The organism is Lysinibacillus sp. F12, assembly GCF_057773605.1.
In genome coordinates this window covers 384,189-407,259 of sequence record NZ_JBYMLP010000002.1, presented here as the reverse complement: position 1 = coordinate 407,259, position 23,071 = coordinate 384,189, and the positions used below count along the sequence as shown (strand labels likewise).

General features: G+C 35.4%; 32 protein-coding genes and 2 pseudogenes. 23 read left to right on the top strand and 11 right to left on the bottom strand.

What is annotated here, in order from left to right; all coding sequences use genetic code 11:
* Positions 1 to 55: 55 nt before the first annotated feature.
* Positions 56 to 556, bottom strand: a complete 501-nt coding sequence (locus AC3CH7_RS09110; protein WP_031417873.1) for an Rrf2 family transcriptional regulator — start codon at positions 554 to 556, stop codon at positions 56 to 58.
* Positions 557 to 882: 326 nt separating this feature from the next.
* On the opposite strand from AC3CH7_RS09110, the gene AC3CH7_RS09105 reads away from it, so the two are divergent.
* From AC3CH7_RS09105 to AC3CH7_RS09085, 5 genes are all read left to right on the top strand, one after another.
* Positions 883 to 1,320, top strand: a complete 438-nt coding sequence (locus AC3CH7_RS09105; protein WP_012294779.1) for a carboxymuconolactone decarboxylase family protein — start codon at positions 883 to 885, stop codon at positions 1,318 to 1,320.
* Positions 1,321 to 1,865: 545 nt separating this feature from the next.
* Positions 1,866 to 2,087 carry a transcriptional regulator gene (locus tag AC3CH7_RS09100; protein ID WP_031417871.1) on the top strand — a complete coding sequence of 74 codons (222 nt, stop codon included), beginning with the start codon at positions 1,866 to 1,868 and terminating at the stop codon, positions 2,085 to 2,087.
* Positions 2,084 to 3,343: a Y-family DNA polymerase gene (locus tag AC3CH7_RS09095; RefSeq protein WP_012294777.1), complete on the top strand. Its 1,260-nt coding sequence runs from the start codon at positions 2,084 to 2,086 to the stop codon at positions 3,341 to 3,343. The genes AC3CH7_RS09100 and AC3CH7_RS09095 overlap by 4 nt, the downstream gene beginning before the upstream one ends.
* Positions 3,344 to 3,353: 10 nt before the next feature.
* Positions 3,354 to 3,692 carry a YolD-like family protein gene (locus AC3CH7_RS09090; RefSeq protein WP_197150204.1) on the top strand — a complete coding sequence of 113 codons (339 nt, stop codon included), beginning with the start codon at positions 3,354 to 3,356 and terminating at the stop codon, positions 3,690 to 3,692.
* Complete coding sequence (locus AC3CH7_RS09085; protein WP_012294775.1) at positions 3,685 to 4,026, top strand: YhjD family protein; 342 nt, start codon at positions 3,685 to 3,687, stop codon at positions 4,024 to 4,026. The genes AC3CH7_RS09090 and AC3CH7_RS09085 overlap by 8 nt, the downstream gene beginning before the upstream one ends.
* A gap of 367 nt (positions 4,027 to 4,393) precedes the next feature.
* Here the strand turns inward: AC3CH7_RS09085 and AC3CH7_RS09080 are convergent, their stop codons facing one another.
* On the bottom strand, positions 4,394 to 5,338 hold the full coding sequence (locus AC3CH7_RS09080; RefSeq protein ID WP_031417869.1) for a helix-turn-helix transcriptional regulator: 945 nt from the start codon (positions 5,336 to 5,338) through the stop codon (positions 4,394 to 4,396).
* Between the two features lie 151 nt (positions 5,339 to 5,489).
* Between AC3CH7_RS09080 and AC3CH7_RS09075 the strand changes: the two genes are divergently transcribed.
* Both AC3CH7_RS09075 and AC3CH7_RS09070 read left to right on the top strand, forming a co-directional pair.
* Positions 5,490 to 5,825, top strand: a complete 336-nt coding sequence (locus AC3CH7_RS09075) for a hypothetical protein (RefSeq protein ID WP_012294772.1) — start codon at positions 5,490 to 5,492, stop codon at positions 5,823 to 5,825.
* 12 nt (positions 5,826 to 5,837) lie between these two features.
* Positions 5,838 to 6,920, top strand: coding sequence for a DNA alkylation repair protein (locus AC3CH7_RS09070; RefSeq protein ID WP_488381699.1), 1,083 nt, complete (start codon positions 5,838 to 5,840; stop codon positions 6,918 to 6,920).
* Between the two features lie 245 nt (positions 6,921 to 7,165).
* Here the strand turns inward: AC3CH7_RS09070 and AC3CH7_RS09065 are convergent, their stop codons facing one another.
* On the bottom strand, positions 7,166 to 7,366 hold the full coding sequence (locus tag AC3CH7_RS09065; RefSeq protein ID WP_012294770.1) for a hypothetical protein: 201 nt from the start codon (positions 7,364 to 7,366) through the stop codon (positions 7,166 to 7,168).
* A gap of 178 nt (positions 7,367 to 7,544) precedes the next feature.
* On the opposite strand from AC3CH7_RS09065, the gene AC3CH7_RS09060 reads away from it, so the two are divergent.
* Positions 7,545 to 7,913, top strand: coding sequence for a DUF6713 family protein (locus AC3CH7_RS09060; protein WP_036215909.1), 369 nt, complete (start codon positions 7,545 to 7,547; stop codon positions 7,911 to 7,913).
* 145 nt (positions 7,914 to 8,058) lie between these two features.
* Here AC3CH7_RS09060 and AC3CH7_RS09055 read toward each other — a convergent pair.
* The 4 genes and pseudogenes from AC3CH7_RS09055 to AC3CH7_RS09040 all read right to left on the bottom strand — a co-directional run.
* Positions 8,059 to 8,184: pseudogene (locus tag AC3CH7_RS09055) on the bottom strand (ATPase); the annotation flags it as partial.
* Positions 8,185 to 8,223: 39 nt separating this feature from the next.
* A complete protein-coding gene (locus AC3CH7_RS09050; RefSeq protein ID WP_230586074.1) occupies positions 8,224 to 8,436 on the bottom strand; it encodes an RNA polymerase subunit sigma in 213 nt (70 codons plus the stop codon).
* A gap of 183 nt (positions 8,437 to 8,619) precedes the next feature.
* Positions 8,620 to 9,041, bottom strand: a pseudogene (locus AC3CH7_RS09045) (hypothetical protein).
* A 50-nt stretch (positions 9,042 to 9,091) separates the two neighbouring features.
* Positions 9,092 to 9,601 (bottom strand): DUF3231 family protein, encoded by a 510-nt coding sequence (locus AC3CH7_RS09040; protein WP_012294768.1) that lies wholly within the window; start codon positions 9,599 to 9,601, stop codon positions 9,092 to 9,094.
* 475 nt (positions 9,602 to 10,076) lie between these two features.
* On the opposite strand from AC3CH7_RS09040, the gene AC3CH7_RS09035 reads away from it, so the two are divergent.
* The 6 genes from AC3CH7_RS09035 (at position 10,077) to AC3CH7_RS09010 (ending at position 14,298) form a co-directional block, all read left to right on the top strand.
* Positions 10,077 to 10,922 carry an MBL fold metallo-hydrolase gene (locus tag AC3CH7_RS09035; RefSeq protein WP_488381698.1) on the top strand — a complete coding sequence of 282 codons (846 nt, stop codon included), beginning with the start codon at positions 10,077 to 10,079 and terminating at the stop codon, positions 10,920 to 10,922.
* A gap of 321 nt (positions 10,923 to 11,243) precedes the next feature.
* Entirely contained in the window at positions 11,244 to 11,720 is a 477-nt protein-coding gene (locus AC3CH7_RS09030) for a sigma-70 family RNA polymerase sigma factor (RefSeq protein WP_031417864.1), read from the top strand.
* Positions 11,721 to 11,722: 2 nt separating this feature from the next.
* A complete protein-coding gene (locus AC3CH7_RS09025; protein WP_012294765.1) occupies positions 11,723 to 12,703 on the top strand; it encodes an anti-sigma factor in 981 nt (326 codons plus the stop codon).
* Positions 12,685 to 12,972, top strand: coding sequence for a hypothetical protein (locus tag AC3CH7_RS09020; RefSeq protein ID WP_031417863.1), 288 nt, complete (start codon positions 12,685 to 12,687; stop codon positions 12,970 to 12,972). The genes AC3CH7_RS09025 and AC3CH7_RS09020 overlap by 19 nt, the downstream gene beginning before the upstream one ends.
* A gap of 205 nt (positions 12,973 to 13,177) precedes the next feature.
* Positions 13,178 to 13,336, top strand: coding sequence for a hypothetical protein (locus tag AC3CH7_RS09015; RefSeq protein WP_008177317.1), 159 nt, complete (start codon positions 13,178 to 13,180; stop codon positions 13,334 to 13,336).
* 239 nt (positions 13,337 to 13,575) lie between these two features.
* Positions 13,576 to 14,298 (top strand): SDR family NAD(P)-dependent oxidoreductase, encoded by a 723-nt coding sequence (locus tag AC3CH7_RS09010; protein ID WP_488381697.1) that lies wholly within the window; start codon positions 13,576 to 13,578, stop codon positions 14,296 to 14,298.
* A 441-nt stretch (positions 14,299 to 14,739) separates the two neighbouring features.
* On the opposite strand, the gene AC3CH7_RS09005 is transcribed toward AC3CH7_RS09010, so the two are convergent.
* Together AC3CH7_RS09005 and AC3CH7_RS09000 are read right to left on the bottom strand one after the other, a co-directional pair.
* Positions 14,740 to 14,847, bottom strand: a complete 108-nt coding sequence (locus tag AC3CH7_RS09005) for a YjcZ family sporulation protein (protein ID WP_080695207.1) — start codon at positions 14,845 to 14,847, stop codon at positions 14,740 to 14,742.
* A 583-nt stretch (positions 14,848 to 15,430) separates the two neighbouring features.
* Positions 15,431 to 15,628 (bottom strand): hypothetical protein, encoded by a 198-nt coding sequence (locus tag AC3CH7_RS09000; RefSeq protein WP_488381696.1) that lies wholly within the window; start codon positions 15,626 to 15,628, stop codon positions 15,431 to 15,433.
* 282 nt (positions 15,629 to 15,910) lie between these two features.
* Between AC3CH7_RS09000 and AC3CH7_RS08995 the strand changes: the two genes are divergently transcribed.
* A complete protein-coding gene (locus tag AC3CH7_RS08995) occupies positions 15,911 to 16,792 on the top strand; it encodes a cation diffusion facilitator family transporter (protein WP_036161865.1) in 882 nt (293 codons plus the stop codon).
* A gap of 164 nt (positions 16,793 to 16,956) precedes the next feature.
* Positions 16,957 to 17,784 carry a DNA alkylation repair protein gene (locus tag AC3CH7_RS08990; RefSeq protein WP_036167040.1) on the top strand — a complete coding sequence of 276 codons (828 nt, stop codon included), beginning with the start codon at positions 16,957 to 16,959 and terminating at the stop codon, positions 17,782 to 17,784.
* Between the two features lie 106 nt (positions 17,785 to 17,890).
* Here AC3CH7_RS08990 and AC3CH7_RS08985 read toward each other — a convergent pair whose 3' ends face one another.
* Both AC3CH7_RS08985 and AC3CH7_RS08980 read right to left on the bottom strand, forming a co-directional pair.
* Positions 17,891 to 18,061 (bottom strand): hypothetical protein, encoded by a 171-nt coding sequence (locus tag AC3CH7_RS08985; RefSeq protein WP_171821092.1) that lies wholly within the window; start codon positions 18,059 to 18,061, stop codon positions 17,891 to 17,893.
* A gap of 177 nt (positions 18,062 to 18,238) precedes the next feature.
* Positions 18,239 to 18,883, bottom strand: a complete 645-nt coding sequence (locus AC3CH7_RS08980; protein WP_012294757.1) for a pentapeptide repeat-containing protein — start codon at positions 18,881 to 18,883, stop codon at positions 18,239 to 18,241.
* Positions 18,884 to 19,296: 413 nt separating this feature from the next.
* Here AC3CH7_RS08980 and AC3CH7_RS08975 point away from each other — a divergent pair, with 413 nt between their 5' ends.
* The 7 genes from AC3CH7_RS08975 (at position 19,297) to AC3CH7_RS08945 (ending at position 23,000) form a co-directional block, all read left to right on the top strand.
* Positions 19,297 to 19,776 (top strand): GNAT family N-acetyltransferase, encoded by a 480-nt coding sequence (locus AC3CH7_RS08975; protein WP_031417856.1) that lies wholly within the window; start codon positions 19,297 to 19,299, stop codon positions 19,774 to 19,776.
* Between the two features lie 307 nt (positions 19,777 to 20,083).
* Positions 20,084 to 20,257: a hypothetical protein gene (locus AC3CH7_RS08970; RefSeq protein ID WP_230584433.1), complete on the top strand. Its 174-nt coding sequence runs from the start codon at positions 20,084 to 20,086 to the stop codon at positions 20,255 to 20,257.
* Between the two features lie 275 nt (positions 20,258 to 20,532).
* A complete protein-coding gene (locus AC3CH7_RS08965; RefSeq protein ID WP_155273060.1) occupies positions 20,533 to 20,706 on the top strand; it encodes a hypothetical protein in 174 nt (57 codons plus the stop codon).
* A 96-nt stretch (positions 20,707 to 20,802) separates the two neighbouring features.
* Complete coding sequence (locus tag AC3CH7_RS08960) at positions 20,803 to 21,078, top strand: hypothetical protein (protein ID WP_036216497.1); 276 nt, start codon at positions 20,803 to 20,805, stop codon at positions 21,076 to 21,078.
* A 47-nt stretch (positions 21,079 to 21,125) separates the two neighbouring features.
* Positions 21,126 to 21,839, top strand: a complete 714-nt coding sequence (locus AC3CH7_RS08955) for an MraY family glycosyltransferase (RefSeq protein WP_031417854.1) — start codon at positions 21,126 to 21,128, stop codon at positions 21,837 to 21,839.
* A 135-nt stretch (positions 21,840 to 21,974) separates the two neighbouring features.
* Positions 21,975 to 22,256, top strand: a complete 282-nt coding sequence (locus AC3CH7_RS08950) for a hypothetical protein (RefSeq protein WP_036167046.1) — start codon at positions 21,975 to 21,977, stop codon at positions 22,254 to 22,256.
* Positions 22,257 to 22,415: 159 nt separating this feature from the next.
* A complete protein-coding gene (locus AC3CH7_RS08945; protein ID WP_036161862.1) occupies positions 22,416 to 23,000 on the top strand; it encodes a GNAT family N-acetyltransferase in 585 nt (194 codons plus the stop codon).
* The last annotated feature ends 71 nt before the right edge of the window (positions 23,001 to 23,071 follow it).

The window sequence follows — 23,071 nt, the reverse complement described above, 5'->3', positions numbered from 1 at the left end:
CAAAGCACAGTCACTAAGAGGCTGTGCTTTGTTTCGGTATTTGTACTTTTGGGAGTTACCTATTTTTCTTGTGGAAGAATTCCTTTGCCATTGCTATGCGTTCACTAGGCAAGGTGCGATTAAGCTCTTCTTCTAACCATGCAATTGTTTTCCCTCGTAAATAGTTCCGCATCTGTTCTTCAGCTTCTAACATTACTATATTAATGGTGCAATCAGATGTAGCTGACGGACAGGAATCACAATTTCCAGTTTTGTTTGCAAAATTCGCTTTAATGTTCTTACATTGAAATATGGGACTTTCACCCTCTACAGCCTTTACAACATCCCAAAAAGAAATATCTTCAGGCCTCTTACTAAGCCTATATCCTCCTTTAACACCAGATACTGAACTGACAATACCTGCTTTAGATAGCTTACCTAATACTTTTGATAAATATGTTTCGGATAGTCCTTGAAATTCGGATAGATCCTTGATTCCGATACTTTCCTCTGGTGGCACATCTATTAAATAGACAAGACTGTGTAATGCATACTCTACCATGACGCTATATTTCATTCATATCACCTACTTCTAATCCCTTTAGAAAAACTTACATGTATCTTGTATATTATCATATCTTAAAAATACTTCATCTAAATTAAATCAGTTTGACAAAAATTAAAAACAGGCTTATATTAAAGACAATAATAATCAACGATTAAGTTAATCGGCGATTATTGTCATCCTTGATTTCTTGTGGGGAGACCGTATAGTGAGTAAATTTAATCGAAACAAGTGGTTTTCAAATTCTTCCTGCTCAAGGATGGCATGGTTGAATATGCATGAAATTTACTAAATTATCATCAAAATCAAGGAATTTAATTGAATCGGAGGAGTGTAACATGAAACAACGTATCGATTATTATGACATTGCACCTGATGCAATGAAGATAATGATGGAAATGGAGAAATACACGAAAAAGAATAGTATTGATAGAAAACTTCGTGAGCTCATTAAAATTCGTGCTTCACAAATTAATGGTTGTGCGTTCTGTATTAACATGCACACGGCTGATGCCAAAAAAATGGGGGAAACTGAACAACGTCTATACTGTATAAGTGCTTGGAGAGAGTGCACATTCTATTCAGAAGAAGAAAAGGTCGCTTTAGAATTAACTGAACACATTACTTTAGTGTCTGAAATGCGTGTACCTGATGATGTATATAAACGAGTTCGTAATTATTATACAGAGAAGGAATATGTCGATTTAGTAATTCTCATTAACCAAATCAACAGCTGGAATAGAATCTCGATTGCTATGGGCAACTTCGCCGAGTAATATAAAAAATTGGTTCTAAATGAATCTGGAGTAGGTAGAAATGTTGATAAAGCAGCATTTCTGCTTTTTTTATTTCTAATCGGAAATCAGCTTAATCGAATTATCTAATGAAATGGGGGAAATCATGTTCCACGTTTGGACTGAGTAAATATGATTCCCTTTTTATTTCCAATGTAACCTCACTACGACAAACTTCTATTATATATCCACATTTCTCTGCAATTTTATTAATACTTTCACCTTAATAATCCTGTACCGTCGTACAAGTTAAAGTATATGTGAAAACTTGAATCTATTTATTTTTTCCTTTTTTTTGTTTCCAAAAATTTAATCTTGTCAAAAAGAAAACGTTTGTTCTAATATGTATACAAACAGATGTTCTTACATAGGATAAGTGCAGAGAAATCTATTCGTAAAATGAGATAAAGTCAGGTTCCCTGAAGCCGTTACCAGTACGCACAGTTGTAGGAATGGAACTAAAGTTACATTAAATTAAAGTGATTAGCCAATTTTAAAAATTTTGAGAGATAGTGGAGGAAACTACGATGAGAGAGCAACTGATTAAAGCTATGCAACGCAATCAATTAGTGGACATTATGTATATAGCCAAAAATGGCTCCGTCACAAAAAGACGTGTAAGAGTCATTAAAATTGTTGGTGATTCATTGCAAGCATTCTGTTTTACGAGGCAAGCAAAGCGTTCCTTTATCATCCAAAATATTCTCGCTGTTACTCCTGTTTTCCGAAAAGAGCGTGAGGTTGTATGAACTATGAAGAAATGCCAAATAGACCTATTATGTGTATCGATATGAAGTGCTTTTATGCTAGCTGTATCGCCATGCTACATGGAATCGATATTTTAGAAACGCCTGTCGCTGTAGTAGCTAATTTCGACCAACCCGGCAGTGTAGTCCTTGCTGCATCACCATTAATGAAAGAAAAATATAAAATCAAGACTGGCAGTAGACGGTACGAAATTCCGAAGCATCCAGATATCCAATTATTTGAACCTAAAATGTCCTTTTTTATACAGATGTCCATGACCATTACTAAGCTCATTGCTAATTATGTTCCTGTGGATGCCATACATGTTTATAGTGTAGACGAAAGCTTTGTTGATTTAACGGGTACTGAAAAGCTTTGGGGATCACCTGAACAGGCAGCTCGAGAAATACAGGCTGCGATTCTGGATCAATATAATGTACCAAGTGCTGTTGGTCTGGGCCCAAATATGTTAATGGCTAAATTGGCATTGGACCTTGAAGCGAAGAAAACTGGTTTTGCTCAATGGACATATGATGATATTCCCAAAAAGCTTTGGCCAGTAAGACCCTTATCTGAAATGTGGGGAATTGGCAAACAAATGGAAGCCAACCTAAATAAGATGGGGATTCAAACAGTTGGTGGATTAGCCAATGCAGATTTGAATGACTTAGAAGAGCGATTTGGTGTTATGGGCAATCAGCTATATCACCATGCATGGGGAATCGATTTATCAAAGCTAGGGGAACCGTTAATTACTAATGGAGCATTAAGCTTTGGAAAGGGTCAAATGTTAATGAGAGATTATCATACACGAAAAGAAATATCGATAGTGCTGTTAGAAATGTGTGAAGATGTCATGAAGCGAGCGAGAGATGCAGGTTTTGTTGGGCGTACAATCAGCCTGGGTCTTTCATATAGCCGAAATGCGATGACCAAAGGGTTTCATCGATCTAAAACGATGGATACACCAACAAATGAAACACTTGTTATGTATAAAACGTGCATAGAATTGCTGGATGAGTACTTTGCGGGAGAACCAGCAAGGCAGCTAACGGTAAGGATATCCAATCTTGAGAGGGAGCATAGTATCCAGTTGGATTTATTTGATGAAAGAAAGCCCCAACGGCAGCTCATTGGACCTACGATGGATGCTATACGCAACAGGTTTGGAGCAACAGCGCTGTTACGAGCGGTTTCATTTACTGGGGCAGGGACAGCCATCAAACGTGATCGCTTAGTTGGCGGCCATTTGGCATAGGAGTGATTGGATGATAAAAGACAGAGGTAATATAAAATGGGCGTCTATGATGATGCCAGAGCATTTGGACCTACTAAGGGAATGTAAAGAAGTCTATACAACGCAACCGAGAGAGCTGACAGAATGGGAACTGGAAGAGTTACAGCAAACCATTGATACAGCCTATCAGCAGCAGCAAGACGTTCAATTAAATGTTTGGAGCGATGGAAAAGTAATGCATTGGACGGGAATCATTCATACCATCAATCTATCGACAAACGAACTGTTACTTGAAACACTACTGACAATAAAACGTGTTCCTATCCATCTTATTCAATCAGCTCAACTAGAAGCTGATTATTATGATTAAAGCTGAACAACGCCAGCTAGTACACCAGTATTTATTATTGGAATTAGCTGTAAAGTCAGTACAGCATGATTATCGATTTGCTGAACAATTTAAAATGAAAATCGTGTTTGTACCCTTAATGGATGCATTATTAAAAGATTTGCGCCAAGACTATTTTAATCTCAAAAGACAGCTTAGCCAGCAACATATACGAGTGGTAGGCTGGCATCGTGTAGATGAATATTTTAGCGATGTACAAATTGCAACGGCAGGTAATGATGTAGTCCTCCGCTATGCTAATCAGGCATTGAAAACACAGGTGGAAAAGCTCGTCATCCGTTATCTCGATAAATGATTGGTTTTTGAAATGAGCCCTAGGTTACCATATATCAAAAGGGATATTTTGGGGGATGATTCTATTTATACAGCTACTAATAAGGATTATTATGCTGTGAATAGTCTTGTGAGTGAGGGGCACGAGGAACATGTTAAGGAAGAGCTAGCTGTTTTTAAAAGTATTGAATCGGTTATGCCTAAATCTTATTTTCAAGATTTGCCTGACAATCAAAACAGTCATATTTTTATCGCTAAGAACAAATGTTTGGGAGTTCAATACCAATGCAATTGCATTTTATAAACATATAGGAATGAGGGGACATGAATATTTGAAGCTGTGGCAAACAAAGATAAACCAGGTGCTCTGAGAACCTGGTTTTTATTCTTCATTCATTGTATTGCTTCATAAGTTCCTGTAATTTGCTTTTAATTTGTTCTCGTACTATTGGAGGATGTTTTACATTAGCCTCCATGCCTAAGCCTAGAAAAAAATGGACTAACCACGGTGTAAAGGAAGAGTTCACTGTTGCGAGTATCTTCCCATGTCCGTTCTCACGAAGCTCTATCCATTGGGATAACCATAGTTCGGATTGACAACGTCTTATTCCTTCTGGGGTTAAATCTACCTCAAGATTGAACATATTTTCTTCGTGCGCTGGTATAATCCACGACTTGATGTGCTCATTCGTCATATCTAATTTCAAACTTTGATCTTCAGCAAAAGAAAAATCTTTCACCCGATCTATTCGAAATACTCGGTAATCCTCTGCTAGGAAACAATAAGCCTGACAGTACCATAACCCGTTCATCGTATAGATTCCAAGAGGTTGAATCGTTCTATTTTTAGTAGTAGCGGATTCATACAAGATTGTGACGACCTGTTGTTGAAGTGCAGCATCCAATAATTCCTTTAAAAAGGGCACCTCTAATTCATGAGGAGGTACCCAGAAAAGAAGACGTTGCTGCATACTTTCAATCTTTTGCTTTAGCTCACTTGATAAATAGTAGAAAAATTTATCTAATGCAGTATTTACTTCATTTTTGAAGGGGAGAGCTTTGTAATTATGTAATGATTGGCAAGCAAAGAACAAAGCAATTGCCTCGTGTTCGGTAAAGCTGATAGGTGGTAGCACTTTTTCACGCAAAACACGATAACCACCATTAGGCCCAGCTTCGGAATAAAGCGGGACACCTAGTTCACTCAGTTCCATTAAATCACGAATCATTGTTCGGCGTGAAACACCACATTCTTCAGCCATCTCCTGAATAGTAAACTTTTTACGTTCATTGACCTTCATCATGAGCTGAATAAGTCTTTGAGCCTTGTGCATGGAAAGCTCCTCCTAAAAAACTAAATTAATAGTGACAATAGTTGTCACCATTATCCCGTATAGTAAAACTCGAAGTCAATGTTTATAAAGCTTTGACATCATGACAGGATACACATGGACCTCATCATCAAAAGCCGAAAGGAGATAAAAAATGGAACTAGAAAAACAAAACTATGTAATGGAAGTTGTTTTATTTGAACTGAAGGAGGGTATTGACAAGCATCGTTTTTGTCAGGCGGCTGCGGCACTTACGGAGTTACTAAAGCTTGAAATATCAGGATTTAAGGGCCGCACTTTGCTACATACATTCAATGAAAATCAATGGACGGACATCATATATTGGGGTGATATGGATAGTGCTCGAAGTGCTATGGAGAAGCTGAAGTCTATGTCAGCATTTCAAATTTTTGTCTCTATGATTGATTCACGGGAGATTACACAAAGACTTCTAGTTCCGGCTAATTTAAACGAATTGAACTATAACTAAAGGGGAATGGACATGGCTGACACATTTGAGGGTAAATATACAACCGATTTCTTTCATCAATTCATAAATATATTACAGGGTGAATACCCTGCCTTTGATTCACATAAGTTCATGAATTTAATTTATGACGACGAATGGGAAACGAAAAAATTCAAACAACGTATTAGGCATATTAGTACTTCTTTACGGACAACTTTACCGACATCCTATCGTGAGGCATTATCTATATTGATACAAATGGCACCTAAATGTAAGGGAGTGGAATATTTATTTTTGCCTGATTTTGTCGAAGTAAATGGACTAGATGATTGGCAAGCCTCCATTCATGGAATAGAGGTGTTTACGGAATTTTCTAGCTCAGAGTTTGCTGTTCGGCCTTTTATTGTAAAAGACCCACAAAAGATGATAGATCAAATGTTAGAGTGGGCGAGTCATCCAAATCCTCATATCAGGCGATTAGCTAGTGAGGGGTGTCGCCCTAGGCTACCTTGGGCATCTGCATTGGAAATTTACAAATTGGATCCGTCACCAATCTTACCGATATTGAACCTGCTCAAACAGGATCCATCTGTCTATGTACAGAAAAGTGTCGCTAATAATTTGAATGATATTTCCAAGGATCATCCCGAACTAGTGAAACGGCTTGCGCGTGAGTGGCACGGAGAAAGTTCAATCACCGATTGGATTATTAAGCATGGATGTCGTGGTTTATTGCGAAAAGGAGATGCTGAGGTACTTTTCTTGTTCGGCTTTGACAGCTTTCCAGACGTAACCGTCCATGAGTTAACACTAGGAAAAGAAAGGTTGTCGATTGGACAAACCCTTGATTTTGCATTTACTGTTCAGACAAATTCTACTACACCACAGAAGCTCCGAATCGAATATGGGATAGATTTTGTCAAAGCGAATGGAGCGACTTCAAGAAAACTATTTAAAATAACGGAACGTATCTTCGAAAAAGAGGGTCACCAATATACACGGCGTCACCATTTTAAAGACTTGACAACCCGCAAGCATTACCCAGGCCAACATAAGCTAGCCGTAATTATAAATGGAAAAGAGCTCGCTACAACCGAATTTTGCGTGGAACACTAAAGTAACCATACTGAAAAATGGGGAACAGAAGATGAACAATGTAACAATAAGTGGCTTAGGATCAAGGGGGGCAACATTAGCCAGTGTGCTACTTAAAAGGGCTATCAAGTGACTAGATGGAATCGATCAATAGCAAAAGCAGAATCTAAGTAGACCACACGTGATAGGTGGCTTATTTCATAGAAGAAAACTATAAAACGCTTAGGGGTCACTGAAACGGAGGGAGTGACCCATTTAACTAGAGGTTATTTAAAATATTGTGGTTTTTCCACTTTAATAGAGGCTACTTCTCCGCAGTCTTTACAAAAGGTAACAATAAACGGGGACCCAACTGAAAAGACAGAATCAATAGGTCTAATATTTCCTTGATTAAAATCGCCACCAACTTGTCCAATCGTAAAAGAATCATGACCACAGGACTTGCAAACCACCTTTTTATCTTCCACGCTATCACCTCTTTATGTAATATATGTAAATTGTATCATAAAAAGGAGAATGTGGCATGCAAGCTTATATTCCAACATTATTCGCGACTTGATATCGACATATTTCGGAGGATTTACTCGGAATTTGAAAAATAATTTTGTAGTAATATAGGGTATATAAAGATGGAGGAGGTTTTATATGCCTGATTTATTGCTAATCCTTTTTTTATTAAACCTTTCTATATTTCTTTTGCATGAAATGGATGCGATAAGGCGCTCAGAGTGGCGATTATTTATTGTATTAAAAGATATGAAAGATTCAAAGGCTTATCAAGTATTCATAGTTATACATCTTTTTCTTTATGTCATTATTCTTTCCCTACTATTCAGTCCATATCAAACAATAACTTTTTGGGTTCTTGATATATTCTTTATCATACATACAATCCTACACTTATTATTTGAAAGACATCCTCGAAACGAATTTAAAAATACGTTTTCAAGAGCTATCATTTATCCCATGGGATTTCTTGCGACAATCCACTTATTCTTTTTAATAAATGTTTAGATATAATCGTATAAGGTACTATGGATTACCTTTTTTACCCATGAGGATACATGGAGCAAGTAGAATATGCTGAAGCTAGCTGGTACAAAGCTAATAATGGAAAGCCCTATACGGAAGTATAAGGCTTTTCGGCATGAACTAACATTTAGAAAATCTGTGTTAATTCCGAATTTACAAACCGTTCGGCAGTAATGATAGTTCCTGAAGCTATGCGTCCATAAACGCTATATATTCCGCCATTTTAATTAGGAACAATTTCAACTTCATACTGAAGCTAGCTTCCAACGCCTGAAGCTACAAGTTTATTCAATCAGCTTCTATTTTTAGCTTTTTCCGTTTCTACTTTTTTACTTCTAAGTAGCAATGCCATGAATATAAAACTTGCTACCCAAAAGGAAAAGAATAAATTTTCGAACAATGCCCAATTATCGTTTTTGAAATAATCCCAAATCATTGTAATTAAAAACAGGGTTACAAGGAAAGCAAAATACAGTAATTTTCCTAATGTGGTCAACTGAAACACCTCTTATGTAAGTTATAATGGTGTAACTCATCACTTATAAGGAGGCTGTGGCGGTCAACTAGCGCCACAGCCATAATCAGTGCGTGCGATACACTTCATTATAGTGTGTGTCATTTATGGTTACTTATACATAAAGAAACAGCTGTAACGTCGTCGCACGCTACAGCTTAGATTGTGTATAAATTAATGATGCGTATCTTTAAGGCCAGAACTATGTGCATTTGGCATAACTGGTACTGGGAATCCTGCAGTGTTGAGTCTAACACAAAGTTAAATGGAGCATTAGGATAGCCCATTTCAACAAACTTTCTACACTTAGGATATTGGCATACACCCAAGAGAGCATCGACAGCTAAAGATGATTGTGCACCCAATATCATGGTATGGGTATACATGTCTAACCGCTTCTCTGAAGGAGCTTGGTCCATACCTTTGTTCTACATGGAAAACGCCACGAAGTAAATCACCATATTGTGTTTCTTTGCCCCTGAAATTAGAGCTGTGAATTGCATCATGATTCTCATTTTACCTTAACGACCATCTAATATTTCTTGCAATACACGTGCTGCTTGTTGATCCGGTTTATCAGGTTTAATGAGGTTCATTAATTCTTCTTTGTAAATAATTTACATGCCTCGATTGGGGGAAATAAGGTTTATTTTTCAGGATAATTCACATGTAATGGTGGTGGTACAAGCCAACCTTTATTTTTGTTAAGACGCAGTAGTTTAGCACCGATAAGAGCTTTTGCAGTATGGAACTGGCCATACATTAAAGCAATATCCTCTCGAGTGGAAGTGCCCATTGCCTGACTACATGCAACTAATCCAGCAGCTAGGTCTACTGACAGTGCAGCACTAATTTCTGGATCATTAAATTTAGCACCAGCAGGGATATCTTCCATTCTTGCTACAGGTCGTTCAGGTGAAGCAGGTGGTAAAGCAACACCATTCGTTTTTAGAATTTTTTCTAATTGCTTTACTTCATCCCTACATGTTTCGATGATATCTTCAATAATTTTTTTAAGATCTTCATCCCCAGCGTGATTATAAAACGTTTGATAGCCTGAAATCATACCATAATCAGCAATTAAATTTGACCAAACACTAAAAACTTCACCGTAATGCAATGGTTCATCTTTTGGATTTCCACCAAGAATACCCATACTTTCACTTCCTTTTCTGGTTTTCACCTTTATTTAACCAAAGGTAGTATGAGTGAAAAAAGAAATGAAATACCCTTTTAAAAAAATTATTTGAGGTATTAATAGTTGTTAGAACATTTATTGTATTAACGGCTAGCACAGAAAGAAGCCACAGCGATCGAATCACTGCAGCTCTTTAAGTAGTGAGACAATACGCAGGTTTTATATTGGCTGTTTATTGTCAAATTATACGTTATATTTTTATCGGGAAAAATAAAGTTAAAAGTATAGAACATCACTAGAAGGATAAGTTAAAACTTATTGAAGTGAATAAATTGACAAAAGAAAAGGAAAAGAATGAATTAGAGCAAGGAGAAATTGGATGGGAATTGAATCCTAAAAAACTCGAAATAAAAAAGAAAAAGAGCAAAAGAAATAAGAGATAATGCCACAAACCTAGGTTTGTGGCATTATCTCTAAAGAAAGAGGAGTTAATATGGACAAAGATTTAATGTATGGTGAAGACTATAAATTTATTCCGGCAACTTCTATTGGGAGTGGTGTTGGTATAGAAGTAGTGCCTGATTTATATCAATATACTATTCAAATCGTAAATATTGTGCTTTATGGTGACCCAAATACAAAAGAATTTGTACTCATTGATGCAGGAATGCCCAAAAGTGCAGAGGAGATAATATCGGTAGTTGAGGAACGCTTTGGCTCCAATGCTCAGCCTAAAGCGATTATTCTGACACATGGTCATTTTGATCATGTGGGAGGGATTATCGAACTAATAAAACGATGGAATATCCCTGTCTACGCTCATGCTTTGGAAATACCCTATTTAACTGGAACACAGGACTATCCAGTAGCTGACCCTGCTGTAAGTAGCGGATTGGTGTCAAAAATGTCTCCTATTTTTCCAAACGAAGCCATTAATTTAGGGGAAAACATTCAAGCAATCCCATCAGATGGTAGTGTCCCATTTATGCCAGATTTTCAATGGATTCACACCCCAGGGCATACGTCAGGTCATATATCATTATATCGTGAAAAGGATAAAGTACTTATTGTTGGAGATGCATTTGTGACTGTCAAACAAGAATCTCTTTATAAAGTTATTACACAGACAAAGGAAATTAGTGGTCCCCCTAGATATCTAACAACGAATTGGCAAGCCGCTCGAAAATCTGTTGAAAAATTAGAAGCTTTAAAACCTTCTGTGGCGATTACAGGTCATGGATTACCAATGGAAGGTAAAGAATTGGCAAGGGAACTAAAAAAACTTGTAGATCATTTTGAACAAATTGCTCTCCCAAAACAAGGTAAATATCTTAATTAATATTTTTGAATAACGTAGCATTTTCTTGCACATTTAAATAGGTCAGCATGAATTATGTCTTTTATGAATGCTGAAGAAGTGTATGAGGTACAGTTTTACTATACAGAGAATTGGACTATCAGGAACATGGATTAATGGTGTTTTTAAGTAAACGGACTGATAACTAAAATAGATAAAACGGCAAAATCCATTTATTATGTTTGGATTTTTGCCGTTTTTTATTGTATTACCACTTTTTTGAAGTAAACATTTAAAATAATTTTAAATTATTTGCAACCTTTTGTGACCTTTATACGAGGATAGGTTGAAAGGTGGGAAGAGATGGAACTTGAAACAATATATATCACCTATATGAATGATATATATCGCTATTTATATTCACTTACGAAAAATCATAGTGCAGCGGAGGATTTGCTTCAGGACACATTTACAAAAGCGCATATTACCCTTCTTGGTCAAGAAATTCAAGACATCAAACCTTGGCTTTTTAAAGTAGCTTACTATACATATATCGACAGTACACGAAAAGAGAAGCGGTATGTAACTTCCGACAAAATTGATCAAATGCATTTCAATACACCAGAGCAAATCATCGTTGAACAAGATGCTTATTTAAAATTAATCAACCTACTTGAACAAATTAAACCAATCGAAAAGCAAATTATTTTGTTATGTGATGTACATGACTGTACAAATGAGCAAGCTGCAAACATTTTGCAATTAAACGTGAATACGGTGAAAAGTCATTTAGCGCGAGGTCGCAAAAAAATGCGCGTACTCATTAAAAGGGAGGAATAAAGGTGGATTCTTATCAACAATTATTACAGCAAGCAAAGAATAGTGAGAAAGGAGATGCACCTTCAACAAATGTGATAAAAAAAGCCATTGCGTCATCTAAGTGGAAGCTGATTGTAACAACGCTGACGATTGCCCTTTTAATCGTCCCCACTTGTTATATGCTCACTTTTTTGTACTATGCCTTTGGTACAAAGTCTACAACCTTAATGGATGTGACAAGTCAGACACTTTATGTAACGGAACCGAATACGACATTGGAGGAACTTGAATTTGATATGGAATTTTCGCTCTTTTCGATGGGATTATCATTTGAGCAATACAAGCAGATCGGTGACGAGGTCTATCCCGTGAAGCATTATGATACACGCTTTATGTTAAATAATTTAGTGGGAAAGAAGATTACTTCAAAACTGGAAAAATCGTATCCAAAATATCCAACTGAAACGAATCAATGGCTAGTACATCCTAATAATCGAGGAGAATTTAACACAATTGAGGAGCAAAGGAAATTAAAAGGATTACCTAATGAAACCGTTGTAGAAGCGTATCTTTCTTTCAATGATTTATATACAGTAGATCAAGTTATTCAGCAAATGCCAAATGTAGATGTCACCTGGGCAGCGATTTATACAGGAGTAGAAGACACCATGCTAAGTGCAAATGGGAATGTTGTATCGCCTATTGGCTATCCTGTACAACCAGATCAAACAAATTGGTCCCCATTTAAAGGTGCTACTTCTCATGAACAAACGTTTTTATCCATATTAAATTTTCTAGTTGATTATGAGGAGACGGCTACTGCTGTTTCCGCTCATAAAAATCTGGACCTAAAAGAGAGAATCCATTATTTAAAACAGCATGATATGAAAACATATGGGGTTGTCGTTACAGGACCCAAAGCTGAGGTTGAACAGCTACAAAGTTTAACCATGATTAAGCATATGAAACTAGGGGAGGTTAAATTATGGAATTGGGTACGTTAAAGCAGACTATTTTCAATGTTTTTGGCTGGGCTAGCATTAGCATTGGCCTATGGACGCTTATCATGGTTAATAGTTGGATTATCATTGGCTATGGTGCTCCATTTACTAGTAAGAATTTCATTACCTTGACAATCGTTTTTGGGTTCATTGCGATCCTTTCGAGACCCAGTCGTTCTCTAGGCAAGTGGGGAATCTTTATTGGTGGCTATCTTATTTTGTTTATGACGGTTCTATTCTTTGTTGGCTGGTTAATTACCCCATTTCCTTAAGACAAGCAAGTAGGCCATACCTATGGTTTGTGAGTCTTTTAGAACATACTATGATATAGGTAATAAAGTATAGATACTAGTTTTTTATAAGGCGACAGTTAGGATGTCATGTCAGTCTTTGTAATCAAAAATAGCGAAAACAATTGTCAGAAAATATCAATATATTCTATAATGAGTAAAAAAATAGAGAATAAGAGGTGGACTTATGGGTAAACCAGTAGATTACAATCTATATCCGGGTTATCAAAACACACAAGATTCTAGACTAGATGAAAGAAAAGAAGAATATATAGAAGTATTAGAAAAAGCAAAAATAGATGGGTATATACTTGAGTTTGAAAAATCCTCTGAATTACCCCAATAACTATGTTTAAATCTCAATCTAATACAAGGAAGCCAGGCGCTCTGCGGAGTACCTGGTTTTTTACATTTTTAAGCTTTATTTGCCAAGCCGTTATAAATAGCGGCTCCTAGACTATGTGCTTGTTCATATTTCATACATATTGTTTTTAATGATGATGACCTAGGTCTAGCTCATAATGGACTTAATGTAAAAGTTACTATAATCTACTAATTAATGCTGATATGGAAAGGGTGGTAAAAATGAGTAAAAATATTATTGTATTTGGAGCAAGTCAGGGGTTAGGCGACGCTTTTGTAAAAGGCTTACCCGTGAAGGGGGATACTGTATGGGTAGTTTCACGTACACGACCTAAAAGCTTAGATATCAATGATGGCGTAAATCGTCAATGGCTTTCTATTGATTTGTCTAGCCAACAACACATACCGTCATTAAAAGAACAATTAAAAGATATTGCTATAGATGTATTAATTTATAATGTTGGGGTTTGGGAAAAACGTGGATTTGAGGATGATTATACATTTGATAGAGATGAAGTCGAGGATATTTCAAATTTAATCAATATCAATCTAACGTCCACTATTACATATATTCAGGCACTTTTACCGAATTTAAGACAAGCGAAAAATGGAAAGGTTATTTTAATTGGTTCAACTGCAGGGTTAGACCATACAAACAATGCACAGGTTTCATTTGTCACATCTAAATTCGGTTTACGAGGCATTACAAATGCTTTACGTGAACATTTAAGAGAAGACAGAATTTCTGTCACTTGCATTAATCCTGGGGAGCTAGCAGCAGAAGTCCCTTATGAGGCAGGCGCTGATAAGGCCATCCAATTATATGAAGCTACACGTATCCCTGTCCAAGATATTGTAGCTATTGTGCAATGTGTGGTTAATTTATCACCCGCTTCATGTGTAAAGGAAATTAATATCCCTGCCATAACAGATTTAAATGCTTAATGGTTCCATATTATTCTAGGGATCTCGTCCTATTAGAGTATAGTGTTAGCAGCTACATGAGCTATAACGGCGGGAATTAAAAAGGGTCACAGAGGATAGTGACCCTTTATAGAATAAGTGATATTAGTAGTTATGAACATTAGAGGCGAACAATATCATCAGAGAAGTGTTGGATGCCTTTAATATTTAGACATGAACTTAAGCTTGCATTAAAACAAATGATGATTTAGAGCCATAACCACCCCTTAATCTAGCAGACCGCATTACTCCCCCTCTCTAATTGTTCATGAATAGAGGTTCACAAGGAAATTTGAAAATATTGTTATGGTTGGGGAAGGTAATAGATTTTTAGTCTAGTGATTTGGGATGGAAAAAATGGCTCTAAAATGGCTATCTATCATTTTAATTTGTTCCTATATAGGACAAACGAGTAATGAGAGATTAATATAAAACTGAAGCGCCGACAATAATTAATAGAATAAATAGAACAACAACTAGAACGAATGTTGAACCGTAACCGCCGCCGTTATTGCCTCCGTAATAACTCATAAAGTATCCCTCCTTTCTCTCTATATGTATAGTATGTATCGTTATAGGAAGTTTAAAGGTATTTATCCAAACCTATAGAGCTCTAATGAAAGAAAAATTATTGCGACAAACTAAATTATAGGAAATGGTTGATTTTGCTATTCAAATAAAAAGTAACCAAATGCTTACTTGAAAGCTTATGTAAAATGCCCGACTTACTTTTGATAGAACGAATATGACATAAAGAATTACAGACACCTCTATCTACTGTAAACCAAAGGTATCGTGAAGAAGAACCCTCTTGGTGGCTTTTGTGATGTTAACATATTCATTTGAAGAACGCCCCCAAATAGAAGAGGGAAAATCAATGATTGTCTCTTGTTTTCGTCCTAACAGGATTTGAGGAGCTATGTTTTTAAAGGTGCCTTGTCCATCTATTTCATTCCCCAAAAAGTTCATTGGGAACGAATAGCGGAGACTTCTGTAGGAACAGCGTGAAAGTCGAGAACCTAGAATGGACCAAGCAGCTCGTCCCCCATGTGTAGTGAAAATTTCCATGCTTGGAATGGTGCTCGAAGCTTAGCATTTCGAATGGAATAATACCTCATTTCGGTTTATTTACATCGCTAATACGTACATCAGAATTCTCCTTAAAAAATGACAAAATAAGAGGGGAGGCTGAAGCAATAAAAGAGCCTGTAGGTCTGACATTATCATACAGTTGATTATTTTCCGCAGGTAGTTGACCAGTTGCAAAAGAATTTATTTCACGAGCCTTGCCGACTAATTTTTTTGTCCCCATCTAATCACCTCAAGATTACAGTATATGTGAAAATAGCACATGAAAAACGACAGCGTTTAAGACCACCTAGAAGGCATCAATAGGAAATTCATGAGGGTGAAAATAATATATTGAAATAAATGTTGGAGTGGCCGAAGACTGCTTCTTTAGGAAACGAATTTTTCCTGTAAGCAACTCTTTTATATCCCTTCCACTAATGTACGCTTAGGCAAAAAGGTTGCTGTAGACCCACTCGGGGTGGGGCTGTTATGATAAAACAGAACGTTAGTGGGAGGTAATGAATTGGAAGAAGAAAAATACAATAATCTTAAATTAGGTGAACGTGGTGCCATTATAAGTATTATTGCTTATATAATTTTGTCTGTTGTAAAAGTGGGAATTGGTTACATGAGTGGTTCAGAAGCCTTAAAGGCGGATGGTCTCAATAATACGACTGATATTATTGCCTCGATTGCAGTACTTATAGGCCTTAAGCTTTCACAAAAACCTGCAGATCATGATCATCGATATGGTCATTGGAAAAGTGAAACAATTGCTTCTATGGTAGCTTCCTTTATTATGATGGCAGTAGGTATTCAAGTATTATTTGGTGCATGTACTTCCATTTTTCAAGGTGGAAAAGAATCACCTGACATTTTCGCAGCCTATGTAGGTCTTGGATCGGCATTGGTCATGTATTTTGTATATCGTTATAACAAAAAATTGGCTGAAAAGATAAATAGTAAAGCCGTTATGGCTGCTGCCAAAGACAACTTGTCAGATGCCTGGGTAAGTATTGGGACAGCAGTAGGTATATTTGGATCACAATTACATATGCCATGGTTGGATACAGTAACAGCTATTATTGTAGGTTTTTTAATTTGTAAAACAGCTTGGGATATTTTCAAAGAAGCTTCTCATGAACTTTCTGACGGATTTGATGAAAACATACTTCAAAACTACAAAAATATTATTTTAAAGTTAGACGGAGTTATTGGAATTAAAGAAATTAGAGGTAGAAATTATGGCAACAACGAAGTGATTGATGTTGTCATTCTAGTCGATGCAAATTTAGATATTACAGAGGCTCATGATGTAGCTTGTCATGTTGAAGATAAGATGATTCATGAGCAGGGCGTATATGAAGTTCATGTGCATGTGGAACCCAATGAGGAGAAAATATAAAAAAGATTAGGCACTCAATGAATTTGAGTCCTAATCTTTTTTTATATTTGTCCATATTTAAGCCATTTCTTTCAAGGAAATGTATAAGTTTGTTTAAATTAATTAGAAATTATTAGTATAATAAACTTACTTTGGAAAATAATTAATAGTAGGAGGATATCTTCATGCCAATTCATATAGATATAGTAAACAGAAAAGGGGCTAGAAAAGTTAGTGAAATCCCTGAAGAGGTATTAACATTGTTGAATGAAGGAGAAATAGAAAGTGTTAATTTAACTGAATGGTTGGGGGTCAATCATATTTCTTTAGTGAAACATGTCCTACCTAAGATAGGATTATCTCATAAATTAGAAGGTATAGTAGAAGAAATGTTAAAACAGAATGCTGAATCGGGAATGAAGGCTATTCGTTTAACTGGTGAACTATTAAATACAGCAATAAACGAAGAAAACGAACGAACAAAAGAAGATATTATTAAAAAATTTGCAACGCATCCTTCTGATAGTGTTCGCTGTTGGGCAGCATTTATGAATAAAAATGAAAGCTCCTCTTTGGAAGAAAAATTAGCATATATTTATCCATTCGCTGGGGACCGTCATTTTGGGGTTCGAGAAATTTCTTGGATGTCGATTAGAGAGGAAATAGCGCAACAACTTGATGATAGTATAGAATTCTTAACAGAATGGGCAAAAGAAGAGGATGAAAATATACGAAGATTTTCTATTGAAGTCATTCGTCCTCGTGGTGTTTGGGCCAAGCATATCGAAGTTTTAAAACAGAATCCTAGTAAAGCCCTTCCTATTCTAAACCAACTGAAATCTGATCCATCAAAGTATGTACAAGATTCTGTAGGGAATTGGTTAAATGATGCCAGTAAAACCCAACCTGATTTTGTCATAATGCTTTGTGAAAAATGGAGTAAAGAATCTGAAACAAAAGAAACATCAAAAATTATAAAGAAAGCGAAAAGAACAATTATGAAGGGCAATTAATTAAAAAAGATAAAAACGTCAATCTAGCATATGCAAGAGCTAAAGTTTCTTGATATTTAAATGAATTAAAGTAGGTGGGAAGGGAAGGAAAACGAGTGAAGCCTTTTTAAATGCTGTTATTTTGTTTCTTCCCTGTTTCCATTCCTGCCTCGAAAATAAAGACGAGCATAAGAAAGAAGATAACAATTTTTATTGTGAGGGTTTCTGTCCAAAAGCCCAAATAATACATGAACACCATCATAATAGATAAAAGTGTTTTAACAATCTTTAGGGTCATTATGACACCTCCTAATAGTCGGATTACCTTATAACAAAAGGCTGTATAATAGAAACGCTTTTTTTTCATAAAACAAAAAGTAGCCAAAAAGAAATAAACTTCAATGGCTACCTGTAACGTAAATGATTATTTATAATTGGCTGTTTTGAGTAGTATATTAATCATTGCTTGGTCGTATCATTTAACCGTTAATCCGAGCAGTGAAGCAAACCCGATAGCTTGTTCAGAAGATACTTCACACCCATTCAAACTTTCGAGAGATACTTGAAGTCTTTTAAAGGTACACGTACTAATATCAATCCCCTTTAACGAAGTTTCAGTAAAATCAACCTCATTAATATCACATTCTTGAAATGCCACTTTCTTTAGTAAGGAATCAAAATAATTCGCTCCTTGTAGGTTGGTGTTATGGAATAATACTTGTTTTAAACGAGCCTCAGGAAAATTGCTTAAGGTTGCCATACAATTTTCAAAAGAAACATTTCCAAGATTAGCTTCGGAAAAATTCACACCTAATAATTTACAATTTTTAAAAACCACTCTATGTATAAGGCTTTCCTTTAAGTTTAAGTTAGATAAATCACAGTTTTCGAAAATGACATCCGTTACATCCATTTTTTTAAAAGAAGAATTGATGAATGTGACATTTTTAAAAATAACCTTAGCTACGATTAATCTTTCAACAACCTCCTTATCAATGACTGTATCTGCGATCATGCAATTTGATAAATAAGGTTCCTCCTCGTCATAAATAGCTTGAAAATTAGCTTTTTCTAAATCAGTAGGTATTTTTGGTGATGTAATTTGGAAATTATAGGACATATAAGCACACCCTTCGAAAGTAGTTAGCATCTATCTTATAGAATAAGAACTAAAATAAAAAGTCTTTCTTATTAATTTAAAGTGTGTGCAAATCTAATTTTCTATAATAAAAGTGTTCATTCAATGATATTCCGGAGTAGGGAAAGAGGCAAAGGCTTACCTATAGCCAGCATACATAAAACCATTTGTTACGGACTCAGTGTCTTCAGTAGAAGAACATTCTATAGCATATGACGAATACCTATTTGATGTTCCACTTAGCTTTCAGTGGTACTGAAAATCAATGAGTAGGATGCCAAACAGTTCATTAATGGAGGGCATCGGTATCGTTTATTTAGAAATTTCAAATAAATAAATGACCAAAACCACATTAAATGGTAAAGTATAGAAATAGTGATTGGGGGAATGGTCATATGGAGAAATTAAACAGGGTTGAACTAAAGCATTTCATAAGTGAATATAAAGAAGAGTTAAACACTTTTGTCCTTACAGAGGAACAAAAACAATTCTCTGCGCTTCCAAGCAATTTTGAGGAAATCAATGAAGGACAATATCGTATTGTAATTTTAAGTGATCATACACCTGTTGGTTTTTTTCTATTGAATTCAAATGAAAGAGTAAAGAAGTACTCTAATAATTCGAACGCTTTGTTATTATCGGCACTTTCAATTAATCATGCTGAACAAGGAAAAGGTTACGCAAAACAGGGAATGACATTACTAGTTGAGTTTGTTCAATCAGAATTCCCTCATTGTGATGAGCTTGTCTTGGTTGTAGATAAAGATAATATACCAGCACAAAAGTTATATTTAAAGGTAGGATTTGAAGATACGAATGAGCGATTAATAGGACGGATTGGCGAAGAAATTATTATGAGACAATTAATAAAATAATACACCCCACAAATACATAACGACCTACTTTTATGTATGGGAACGGCCATGTACGGCAGTACGACGACGTTCGGTAGCAGAGACAGTAAATTGAAAACAATGATGAAGTAGCCAAGCAGCTACTTCTTTTTAATGATGGCTAGATGAAATTTAATAAGCAGAGGTAATGATTTAAGATGCGAGAAAGTGTCAATCATTTTATGAACGATCCGTGGTGGCAGATTTCAAGAGGTATGTCAGAATCATTAAATGAAGAGTTAAAGAAATTTCACAACAACATATTCTTTATGGGAAAGAGGCAATTGCGGTGGCTAGAAGAGAAGATAATGATGATGTGATTTTTTGGATTGAAAAGATGAATAAATACGCAGTCGTTCATTTAACCTATTCGATAGAAACTTCAAGCGAATATCCTATCACATCATTATATACACGGAGAGAGTTAGAAGAATACTGTAAGAGTGTTTCAAAGCTTTATTAAGGTCTTTTAAATTTTATTTTGATACCATTTGCAATTTTGGTAATATAAAGGAGGATTTATTCGGTAAGTTATAAAAATGCCTTTATTAAAATTTCAGAGGATTCGGAAGTTACTTCGGCTGTTACTCCTCTCCCAAGAAACAACAGGCCTACTATAGCTTCAATTGAATTGAATTGAATTTAATTTGACATAACCCAGACAACTATACTGAGGAAGATGTGCAATTCCAAACGTATTTGATTAAAAATCAAATTGATTTAAATCGGATTCATTAAATGAAATCAGGAAACAATTTTTCCAAAAGTCTAAAGCGTGTTTTAGAGCTATTAATCATCTCATTTGTCCTCATTGCCTTTGTTTGGGTGATGATAGCGAAATCAGAATCCTACTCTGAACCTCATGAAGCGTTATGGTCAAAGGATAGTGATTTAGTGTTAATCCAAAGCTAACAGCTAAAGGATAAGGCACTCTTCTTTTTTATAAAAAATACGAATAATATAGGGGCTGCTTATGTTGAAAAAGGGCTCTTTGGATGGAATGCTGGGATGCTTACTTGGGACCCAATGGACAAGGAGAGAGGCTATGAAAAATTGGATCATTTAAAAGGACATAGCGATAGTCTAATCTATGGTCTCATTAGGAATGGTGACAAACAACTTATTAAAATCGGCGAAAGATATGCTACTATACTAGATTTAGCCGTCATACTGCCACCAAGTGAAGTAGAAAAGTATCAATTAGACGGCCTATTTATTTGGTATTTCGAAAGCCATACACCTCCCAACGAAGAGGAAATAACACGCATTAATAAAGTTACTTAAGAAGAACTAGGTACGAATTTTTAAAATGAATTTCAGGAGGGGAAAAGTTGTTATATATAGCTCTATTAATTGGCATCGCAGTTATTATGATTGCCGATAAGCTTACTCAGGCTTTTAAGCTATCAAGCATTTGGGGATTAATAAGTCAAATTTGTGCTTCACTTGTCTTGATAATGGTTGGTGGTCTTGAGGTGAATTATATTCATCTAAGTAACCACATCGAATTAGGGTATTTGGCGATTCCTTTTTCTTTATTATTTCTTGTAGGCTTTACAAATGTTATGAATATTGAAACAGGACAAAAATCTTTCATACTACTATTGCCATTGGTCTCTTTAGTGTGCTTCTCCATGGCAGCCTTCATTATGGGGCATTCATTTATTTTAATAATCGGGATTTCTAGCTGTTTAGCGATTCTACTTATTCTGCTTTATAGTTATGTCTCAGGTAACCTATTTATAGGAAAATCGCTTACCACATCAATAGGTTTTATCATAGCTGTACTTTCAATATCGCTCATTAAATTATTTATTGTAGCCATTTATATTCCGATATTTACGTTAGCACTACCATTCACTTTATATTATTTTATTCAAGATAAGTTTACGAGTGTCCAAGCAATTATCATTAGTACTTTAACAGCTGTAATATTTGGTGTATTTATATTCATCGTACCTACTCATCTATTATGGTATCCCGTTGTTGGCATAACCATTATGTTGGTTATCATGCAATCTTCACGTAAATTTCGTATTATTTAGAAGCAACGCTCAGCCTCACTAATAGTTGAGTGGTTGCTTTTTTTACAGAATATAAGTTCTTAACTGTTTTAATTTTGTATTTGCAACCATATAATACCATAAGCGCTATTGTGAGTGTGAGTGGGGGTGAGGTAAATGTATATGAAGGCACAAACTAATTTTATTGATGTAGTAAAAAATACGATTAGTAATAACGGACAATCTATCGAAGAAAGACTTGAAGAAAAGCACAAAGGCTTTGAAAAAGGCTGGAAAATGGATGGAAATGAAGTTGTGTTTTGGGTCAGTCCTACATTAAGACTTAGTGAGTATACAGGAAGTATAATGAACGAATTTAGATTCACTCTATTATTTGACGAAGAAAATAAAAAGTTAATAGTATCTGGTAACAATGTTAAATCACGAAATTTATTATAAATAATCCATTACCTAGTCACATCCAATAGATGTGGCTTTTTAATATTGTAAGAACAAAAAACTCTAAAAAGGAAATAATCATCCATAATTTTAATAATTGCCTAAATAGAATATGGTACTATTCAATTATATTACTCTATAGTGAAAAGGAGAGTTATGATGAAAAGTGGGTTCGAATTTAAAGATTTCCCCGTATTAGAAACAGAACGCTTTATTCTAAGAAAAGGCACAGTAGATGATGGTAATGATATTTTTGAGCTTTATGCTAATGAAAATGTGGTTAAGTATCTTCCATTAAATTTATTTGAATCGCCTGATGACGCAATGGTTGAAATTAATTGGTATGAGAAAATTTTTAAAGAACAAATTGGTTTAAGATGGGTAATCGAAGAAGCCAAAACGAAAAAAGTGATTGGAACATGTGGCTATTTGAATTATGAAAAAGAACATAACCGTATAGAAATGGGTTATGATTTGAACCCTGTTTATTGGGGGCAGGGTATCATGCAAGAGACTTTAGGCAAAATTATTCATTTTGCTTTTACGTCGATGGCAATAAATAAAATAGAAGCGAAAGTTGAACCTGAAAATAAAGCATCCATCAGATTGCTGGAAAAATTAAAGTTTTGCCAAGAGGGTGTTTTAAGACAACATGAATTTGAAAAAGGGAAATATGTTGATCTTGTCCTCTTTTCAATGTTGAAAAGTGAATATATCGCGCTAAATGAGGAGTCACGCTTGTAATGAGCAGTGGCTTTTTTCTTTTCTTAATAGTGGGTATCAACTAGTCAAAACGTTAGTATGAATTTATGAGG